Source organism: Tautonia rosea (genome assembly GCF_012958305.1).
Classification (GTDB): domain Bacteria; phylum Planctomycetota; class Planctomycetia; order Isosphaerales; family Isosphaeraceae; genus Tautonia; species Tautonia rosea.
In genome coordinates this window covers 1-2103 of sequence record NZ_JABBYO010000043.1, presented here as the reverse complement: position 1 = coordinate 2103, position 2103 = coordinate 1, and the positions used below count along the sequence as shown (strand labels likewise).

Genomic DNA, 2103 nt, shown 5'->3' with positions numbered 1-2103 from the left:
CTGGTACGTACCGATTCCGGCCGACGTGAAGGACACGTCGAACTCGCGGTCGGCCGACCCCGGCACCGCCGTGACCGCCGTGACCTCCACCCCCTGCCCCTCGGGGCCGGTCAGGGAGACCAGATCGTCGGGCGTGAAGGACCCCGGCAGGATCGCCTCATTGAATCGAAGGCGGATCCGTGTGTGATCACCCGGGACGTACGACGCGGACTCGATCCGGGGACCGACCGTCTCGCTCGTCACCGCGCGGCCCAGGTTCAGCCGGCCGCCCGTCTGGACCTGACCATCCAGGTCAGCCACCTTGTCCACCGTCGTCAGCAACTTCGCGATGACCTGGTCATAAGACCATTCCGGGTGGAGCCCCCGGATCAGGGCGACCGCGCCCGTGACGTGCGGCGCGGCCATCGAGGTCCCCGACATGTAGCCATACGAACCATTGCGCACGGTACTCAGGATCGAAACGCCAGGCGCGCCGAGGTGGACTGTCGTGGCCCCGTAATTCGAAAAACCAGCAATATAGTCGTATGCATCCGTTGCCGCGACTGAGATGAGATTGTCGCTGACGTAATTCGCCGGATAAGCCGGGTTCACATCGTTATTCGAGAAATCGTTGCCGGCTGCGGTCACGACGATGTGCCCACGGCTGCGAGCGCTGGCGACCGCGTCGGCAAAGGCGGCGTCGTATGCCCCCCCCGAATAGCTGTGATTCGAGACGTGCGCGCCCATCTGGACCGCGTAATTCAACGCCTTGATGGCATTGCTGGTCGTCCCTTTTCCCGAGGAATTCAGGAACTTGAGCGTCATTAATTGAACATTCCAGTTGACCCCAACGACGCCCAGCTCGTTGTTGCCGACTGCGCCGATGATCCCCGCGACGTGGGTCCCGTGGTTGTTGTCGTCACGGACATTGGGGGTGTTGGTCACGAAGTTCCAGCCGTGGATGTCATCCACGTAATGATTCCCGTCGTCATCCCGGCCGTTGCCGCCCACCTCGCCGGGGTTCACCCAGAGGTTCGGCGCCAGGTCGGGATGCGAGAGGTCGATCCCCGTGTCGATCACCGCCACGACCACCTCGGGGCTGCCCGTCGTGACGGACCAGGCCTCCATGGCACTGATGTCGGCTCCCGGCGTCCCCCCCACCAACTGCCCCGTGTTGTTCAGGCCCCAGAGCGAGCCGAACCTCGGGTCGTTGGGAGACGAGGTGATCGACACCAGGTAATCCGGTTGCGCGTAGAGCACCCGAGGATCAGCCCGTGCCAGGGCGATCGCTTCCGCCACAGATGACCCCTCCGGGACCGGGACCGCACGCAGGCCAGGGACGAGCTCCCCCGCCAGGTCACCGATCGAGGCGTGCTGGATGGAGCCGAGATCGTATCGAACGAGAATGTGCTCGTGAGAAAACGAATCGGATTGCGATGCGATCGGCCCGGCCAACGGCAGCCCAGTCCCGAGACTGAGCATGGTTCGCGAATCGAGCGCGTCGAGACGAGAGAACCCGAGCGCAGTATGCCTCATGAAGCGTCGCATCGTTGCGTCTCGCCGTAACAGAGATCGTGAGATCAGGTAAAGGTGGGAGCGAGCTACCCGGTCGACCCGATCGTTCGTACCCGCATCGGTACGAGAGAGGTGGCCTTCGTCGATTACTTCGGGACGAGTTGGACCCTGCGATCGGGGCGATTTCCTGATGAGGCGGTTGGAAGCCTCCCCTCATCTCTCCCTGTTCTCACTCTAGATCTCTCTGGCGGAACAACGCGGCACTTCGTCGAGAATTTTCCGATTTGCGGAACGGTCACACCCGAGAGCGAACAATTCCACACCAATCACTCAAAATGGTTTTAATTTCTAATCAGAAGTCCGAGGCTTTGTCAGCCTCCGGGGAGATCGTCCTCGGGGCGGATCCGCCGAACGCGGCAACCCGCCCCGAGGTGATCGCAACACTCAGGGGCTCACGATCGCACGAGGGCCTGGGCGAACTGATCGATCACGCTGCCATCGGCCTCCTCCAGGACCGAGGACCTTCGTGGAGTCCTCGAGAGGTTCTCGTCGAACAACGCGAGTTCGAGCAACGAGAACGACAAGGAGGAAGTGGACGACGACGAAGCA

Annotated in this window: 1 protein-coding gene; it reads right to left on the bottom strand. The window is 62.5% G+C overall.

Features of this window, described 5'->3' with window-relative positions:
- Nucleotides 1-1527: S8 family peptidase (locus HG800_RS26740; RefSeq protein ID WP_169981438.1), on the bottom strand; the 1527-nt coding region annotated here is incomplete at its 3' end.
- Nucleotides 1528-2103: the final 576 nt, after the last annotated feature.